The 6524-nt window shown below is 55.6% G+C and carries 5 protein-coding genes and 1 pseudogene; 2 read left to right on the top strand and 4 right to left on the bottom strand.

What is annotated here, in order from left to right; translation table 11 throughout:
* From DW029_RS01335 to DW029_RS01320, 4 genes and pseudogenes are all read right to left on the bottom strand, one after another.
* A pseudogene (locus tag DW029_RS01335) lies at nucleotides 1-461 on the bottom strand (carbamate kinase); the annotation flags it as partial.
* A 23-nt stretch (nucleotides 462-484) separates the two neighbouring features.
* Nucleotides 485-1492, bottom strand: a complete 1008-nt coding sequence (argF, locus tag DW029_RS01330) for an ornithine carbamoyltransferase (protein WP_117794040.1) — start codon at nucleotides 1490-1492, stop codon at nucleotides 485-487.
* A gap of 86 nt (nucleotides 1493-1578) precedes the next feature.
* Complete coding sequence (locus DW029_RS01325; protein WP_117794041.1) at nucleotides 1579-2823, bottom strand: arginine deiminase family protein; 1245 nt, start codon at nucleotides 2821-2823, stop codon at nucleotides 1579-1581.
* Between the two features lie 42 nt (nucleotides 2824-2865).
* Nucleotides 2866-4302, bottom strand: coding sequence for a YfcC family protein (locus DW029_RS01320; RefSeq protein WP_199573656.1), 1437 nt, complete (start codon nucleotides 4300-4302; stop codon nucleotides 2866-2868).
* Between the two features lie 277 nt (nucleotides 4303-4579).
* On the opposite strand from DW029_RS01320, the gene DW029_RS01315 reads away from it, so the two are divergent.
* Together DW029_RS01315 and DW029_RS11835 are read left to right on the top strand one after the other, a co-directional pair.
* The gene (locus DW029_RS01315) at nucleotides 4580-5830 is read left to right on the top strand and encodes an arginine deiminase family protein (protein ID WP_158557601.1); all 1251 of its coding nucleotides are present in this window, start codon (nucleotides 4580-4582) and stop codon (nucleotides 5828-5830) included.
* A 1-nt stretch (nucleotide 5831) separates the two neighbouring features.
* Nucleotides 5832-6482, top strand: coding sequence for a LexA family transcriptional regulator (locus DW029_RS11835; RefSeq protein WP_117799420.1), 651 nt, complete (start codon nucleotides 5832-5834; stop codon nucleotides 6480-6482).
* Nucleotides 6483-6524 lie beyond the last annotated feature (42 nt).

Raw genomic sequence — 6524 nt, 5'->3', positions numbered from 1 at the left:
ACCTTGGAGGGGTCCTCGGCCATGAACTCCTTGGCCTGCTCCTCGGTGTAGAACGGGCCGATCGGCTTGGTCGGGTTCTTGAACGCGGGGTCGTCGGGGTCGCACTCGATCTGGGTGACGACGGTGGCGGCGTGCCAACGCTTGTAGCGCTTGTGCATCTCGCGGCCGATGCCCTGCTGCAGGTGGTAGCCGATGTAGCCCTGGGACATGGCGCCGCACTCGGGCAGCGGCATCTCGGGGGTGCCGATGGCGTCGTGGGCAGCGGCGAAGGCGTTCTGGATCATGCCGACCTGCGGGCCGTTGCCGTGGGTGATGATGATCTCGTTGCCCTGCTCGATAAGACCGAGGAGAGCGTGGGCGGTGTTGCTCACGGCCTCGATCTGCTCGACGGGGTTGTTGCCGAGGGCGTTGCCGCCGAGGGCGACGACAATACGATCGGGCTTTCCGTACGGTTTACTCATAGTGTTCGTTCACTTCCCAGCTACTAGCGAAGCGTCGCGTACATCATGGCCTTAATGGTATGCATGCGGTTCTCGGCCTCCTGGAACACGCGAGACTGCGCGCTCTCAAAGACCTCGTCGGAAACCTCCATCTCGGTCACGCCGAACTTCTCGGCAATCTCGGCGCCGATGGTGGTCTGCGTATCGTGGAAGCTCGGCAGGCAGTGCATAAAGATGGCGCCGGGGTTTGCCTTGGCCATGACCTCGGGCGTTACTCGATAGGGAGAGAGAAGATCGATTCGGCTCTTCCACAGCTCCTCAGCCTGGCCCATACCGACCCAAACGTCCGTATAGATCACGTCTGCATCCTTGACGCCCTCGTCGATATCCTCAGTGAGCTGGATCGTGCAGCCATTCTGAGCGGCGATCTCCTGGCAGCGCTCAAGAAGCTCGGGATCGAAGTGCGTGGCGCCCTCGACATCGCCCTTGGGTCCGCAGGAGCAGAAGTTAATGCCGAGCTTGGCGCAGATAACCATCAGGGAGTCGCTGACGTTGCCCTGCTCCTTGCCCATATAGGTGAGCTTCATGCCGCGCGTGTCGCCAAACTCCTCACGCATGGTGAGAATGTCGGCAAGGGCCTGGGTGGGATGGTACTCGTTGGTCAGACCGTTCCAGACGGGAACGCCAGCCTTGGCGGCAAGCTCCTCGACGATCGACTGGTCGGAGCCGCGATACTCAATACCGTCATACATGCGACCGAGCACGCGGGCGGTATCCTCGATGGACTCTTTCTTGCCCATCTGCGACGAGCCGGGGTCGAGGTAGGTCACGCCCATACCCAGGTCCATACCGCCGACCTCGAAGGCACAGCGCGTGCGCGTGGAGGTCTTCTCAAACAGCAGGACAATGTTCTTGCCCTCGAGAAAGCGGTGCGGATAACCGGCGCGCTTCATATCCTTGAAGTTCTTTGAGAGGTCGAGCATGTACTCGATTTCCTCGGGCGTAAAGTCAAGCAGGGTAAGAACGCTTCGACCAGAAAGATTAAGAGCCATGATTTGAGTCCTTTCGATTGTTGGAACACACAAGGAGGGATGGGCGGCGCAGACGCACACGCGCCGCCCAGATACGCTAACGCTGACTAGATTTCCTCACGCCAGAACGGCATGGTCATGCAGCGCGGGCCGCCGCGACCGCGAGAAAGCTCCTCGGAGGGAGCGACGAGCAGCTCGACGCCAGCCTTGTAAAGAGCATCGTTGGTGACAACGTTGCGCTCATACACGCAGACCTTGCCCGGTGCGACCGCAAGAGTGTTGGAACCATCGTTCCACTGCTCACGGGAGGCCTCGATCGGATCGCCGCCACCGCACTCAATCATGGTGATATGGTCCATACCCGTCGCAAGCTCGAGGATATGCTGCAGGGTGCCCTCGAGTTCCTCGATATGCACCTCCCCCTCTGCATCGCCCTTGGTCAGGCGGTAGGCACGAAGCGTCTGGTAGATGCCGGGATAGACCGTGAACTTATCGCGATCGACCTGCGTGCAGACGGTGTCGAGGTGCATGTAGGCGTAGCCGTGCGGGATCTTGATGGCATAGATGTTCTCGATCTCGGCCTCATCGGAACCCCAGAACATATTCTTGGCGAGCTCATCGATGGCCGCAGTCTGGGTGCGCTCGGAAATACCGATGGCGAGCGTCTTGGCGTTGATGTTGAGGATATCGCCGCCCTCGATATGCCACTCGCTGTTGTGGTCGTACCAGATGGGGCTACCGGCGTAATCGGGATGGTTGCGCAGCACCGTTTCGTAGAAGATTACCTCGCGGTTGCGCTGATTCCAGTACATGCGGTTCATGGTAGCGCCCTTGCCCACGACAGCCAGAGGGTCACGGGAGAAATACGAGGCCGGCATGGGGAACAGCACCATATCGTCAGCCTTCAACTCCTCGCCGTCCATACTGGCAAGAGAACCGCCAACCTTGGGGATCTCGAGGTCGCGAACGTAGAGGCCGCCCATGGCAGCAAGGACAAACTCCTTGTTGTCCTTAATCGAATCAAGCTTCTCGACAACGGCCTGGCGAAGGGCCGCGTTGGAGATGCCGGACTCACCCATGAACTTCGTCATGAACTCTGCGCGAGTGCCCTCGACTTTGTCAAACGTCTCAGCGAGCAGCTCTTCCATATAGACGACCTCGGCGCCAGCGCCGCGAAGAAGGTCGGTAAACTGATCGTGCTCTTTCTGGGCATAGTCCAGATAGAACGCATCGTGAATCCAAACGCGGTCGAAATCCTCCGCCTTCATGTTTACAAGATCCATACCGGGGCGATGGACGCACACCTTCTTGAGGGCGCCAATCTCGCTATGAACGTTCAGTCCTTTGTTCATCTCTATCCTTCTTTCTCACAACTTGTATGTGGGGTTTTGCTTTTACGGCAGGGGGATAAGGCCCGAAACCGCAGTGAATGCCATGCAGATAACGCTCACGACCAGGAAGAATTTCCAAGCAACCTTCCACCACTGGCCAAGCGGAATCTTGCAGACGCCAAGACCGGCAACGAGCATCGCGCTTGTTGGCGAAATGAGAGACATGGCCGCGCTGCCCATGGAAAGACCCGTAACTGCAGCCTCGGGGTTTAAGCCCATCAGCTCAACAAGCGGGCCGAAAATGGGAATCGTAAGAGCAGCGATGCCCGAGGAGCTCGGAACGAGGATCGACAGAAGGTTATCCACGACATAGAGAATGCTCGTAAAGATAACTGCCGGAACTCCAGAGAGAGCCGTGGCGAGCGTGTTGAGAATCGTATCGATGATGAGGCCGTCATTGGCGATTACGAGGATTCCGCGGGCGAGGCCAACAACGATGGCAGAGAACGCGAAGTCTGCAATTCCCTTAACGAACTCGCCAGCGATCTCCTTCTCATTCATCCCGGAAACAACACCCGAAAGAAGAGCCATGGCCAAGAAAATCGCAGAGATCTCGTTCATGTACCAGCCCTGGGTTACCAGACCCCAAATGATAGCGCCAAGTCCAAGCACGAAAATAACCATGACGGCTTTTTGCCTAGCGGTGAACTCGCTATCGAGGAGATTCTCGTCCGCGCCAAACTCTTTGCGCTTCTCGATATCATCGTGGAAAGCTGGGGATACCTCGGGATTCTTCTTAACCTTGAGGGCATACATCACAACCCATGCGATGGCAACTGCAGTGAGCACGACAAGGGCGATAGTACGCAACCAAAGCTGGGGGTTGCCCTGGATGCCGAGGATGCCCTGGGAAATCAGGACGTTGAACGGGTTAACGGTAGATGCGATGTATCCGATACGGGCACCCACAAACACCGTCATGAACGCTGTAATTGAGTCGAAGCCCATGGCCATCATGATCGGCATAAGAATCGCAAAGAACGGAAGCGTCTCCTCTGCCATACCAAAGGTGCTGCCGCCCAAGGCAAAAAGCACCATTAGGATCGGAATGATGAGGACGTCCTTGCTCTTGAACTTCTTCACCACTCGGGCGACGCCGCTCGTGATGGCTCCGGTCGCCGTGATGACCTGGAAGGAACCTCCCACGATCATAATGAATGCAACGACCTCGACCGCTTGCTGGATGCCGATCGCAGGGGCCTCAAGTACTTCGAAGATGCCTTGGCGAAGATCGACCTCGTTGCCGTCCTCGTCCGTATAGACCTTATCGACAGGCTCATAGGTGCCCGAGACTGTTACCTCGCGACCGTTAACCTCCTGGCGCTCAAACGAGCCCGAAGGCACGACCCAGGTCAGAACGGCAAATACGGCCATCAAGACGAGAATGATGGTGTACACGTGCGGGACTCGAAGAGTGCGCTTCTTTTCTGTCTCTGCCATCTCTCCTCCTTAATTCAGGGGTTTTTCGTTGCCGGCAAAGCCATTGTGTCATCGCGCAAAACATCCTTCCGTCTCTTCGCCCGTCAACGAAGCGCATCGACCCGTAAACGGCCTTTAGATTGATGTAATTCGTCAATTTACTTTGCTAATTGATGTTTAACATCAATTAGCAGCTCGGTTCGTGCCATTTACCTGTGACAGATATGATGTAAATTGAAACAATCTCGTAATGTGCCACTATGGAAGCAATAAATACTCATCGCCAAAGCGAGGTCTTATGTCCGCACTACATGTTCAAAACGAAATAGGAAAGCTAAAAAAGGCCCTCCTGCACTGCCCCGGCTCCGAAACGCGCAATTACCCCGACGGGCAGTTCAATCAAGTCTTTACGCTACGCCCGTCTAGCAGCTCATTCGATCTTGAAAAGGCTCTCAAGGAGCATCATGCTTACTCGACGATGCTCGAGCGCGAAGGAGTAGAGATTCTCTATCTTGAAAACCTTCTTACCGAAGCCCTTGATGCGACAGACCAAGCGCGTCGCTCCTTTATCGATAGCTTCATTAGAGAATGCGGCGCGTGCGGCATTGAGCTCGAGTCCGCTATTCGCGATTACCTCGAGCACATCGAGGGCTCCCGCGCTCTGGCCCAAGCGGCCGTCAACGGCATCCGTTATTCCCAGGTCTTCGATACGGATAAGGAGATATTCAGCCTCGCAAAACTGACGGGAGATGCATACTCGCCCGACGACCTTCTCGTAAGCCCCCTTAACACCATGTGGTTCACACGCGACCCGGCGAGCGTCATCGGCGAAGGCGTCACACTCAACCATATGTACTGGCCGGAGCGCAACCGTGAGGTTATCGCCTACAAAACGATTTTTACATATCACCCAGATTTCCGCGAGGCTCCTCAGTTCTTCAAGCATGAATCGACTTACCACTTTGAAGGCGGCGACCTGCACAACCTCAACTGCGAAAACGTAGCCGTTGGAATCTCCCAACGAACCGAGCCAGCGGCGATAGACACCCTAGCAAATAACTTGCTCTGGGATGAGAACTCTGCTATTGAGTCCGTATGGGCCATACAGGTCCCCTACGATGACCTCTGTATCCATCTCGACACATATTTCGCTCGCGTTGGCTACGAGACATTCCTCGTTGACCGTGAGCTTCTCGATCAAGCACGGGTCTACCGCATTACACGGGGCAGATCGGAAAGGACAACCCGGGCGCGTCATGTCGAAGGCGGTCTGAAAGAAGCGCTGAGATTAGCTCTGGGCTCAAATTCGTTGCAATTTATCTTTTGCGGTGGCTCAAATCCCGGAGCAGCAGAGGTCGAAAGGTCCAACAATGCCACAAGCACCCTTTGTTTGGAGCCCGGCAAGGTCTGCGTATACGAAGAAAACGTCAAAACCAACAAAGCGCTGGAGCAGGCAGGTATTGAACTTGTTCCCATCTCTATCTTCGAGCTGACAAACGGCTTTGGCGGTCCCAACTGCCTCTGCCTTCCCCTCGTCCGCACTTCATAAAATGGGAACGGGTCAAAACATAAAGGCGCTTCGCAAGCGCGATCAGCTAACACAGGAGGAGCTCGCGACACTCGTCGGCGTCTCCAAAGAAACGGTATGCCGCTGGGAAAAGGATCGTTATGCAATCCGCCGCTCAACGTTGCTCAAGATAGTATCGACATTTAACCTGCAGCTCGACGACCTCACATCTGAAACCGCAGGGCTTGCCGCAAAGCTCGACCACGAGGGGCGGAAGGGGGAATCCAAAGAAGTTACTACTGATTCCCTTTGCGATGTATTTAAAATCCAGATGACAGGAGGCAGAACGGGACTTAAACAAACCGGAACAACCGCGCTTCCCTCATCCGTATTCAAGAAACATCGCGAGTGCTTCTTTGTTCAAATGGACACATCCGCCATGTCCAAATGCTACCCGATTGGATCCCTTCTCCTCGTGGATCCCAGCCTAAAACCCTGGAACGGATGCTCCGTCCTCGCCTTGGCCGATAATTCGAGAATCGTCATACGGCGTTATAGCACCGGCACGAATACCGTGATGCTCTCATCCCACTCATATCGCACAGCGGAACCGGATATCGTGCTGGACAAACGCCGAATTAGGATTCTGGGAGTCATCGTTTGGTTTCAGGCGTCTCATGATCTGAGCGTCTAATCAAATTTGATCTTGTTTACCTCCCCCATATGCTCACAACTC

Source organism: Collinsella sp. AF38-3AC, assembly GCF_003474365.1.
In the GTDB taxonomy this organism is placed as follows: Bacteria; Actinomycetota; Coriobacteriia; order Coriobacteriales; family Coriobacteriaceae; genus Collinsella.
Note: the sequence above shows the minus strand (reverse complement) of the source record. Positions and strands in the feature narration are given on the sequence as shown.

Excerpts from the sequence above, each read along its gene's own strand:
- argF (WP_117794040.1), bottom strand. The coding sequence starts at position 1,492 with ATGGCTCTTAATCTTTCTGGTCGAAGCGTTCTTACCCTGCTTGACTTT.
- DW029_RS11835 (WP_117799420.1), top strand. The coding sequence starts at position 5,832 with ATGGGAACGGGTCAAAACATAAAGGCGCTTCGCAAGCGCGATCAGCTA.
- DW029_RS01315 (WP_158557601.1), top strand. The coding sequence starts at position 4,580 with ATGTCCGCACTACATGTTCAAAACGAAATAGGAAAGCTAAAAAAGGCC.
- DW029_RS01325 (WP_117794041.1), bottom strand. The coding sequence starts at position 2,823 with ATGAACAAAGGACTGAACGTTCATAGCGAGATTGGCGCCCTCAAGAAG.
- DW029_RS01320 (WP_199573656.1), bottom strand. The coding sequence starts at position 4,302 with ATGGCAGAGACAGAAAAGAAGCGCACTCTTCGAGTCCCGCACGTGTAC.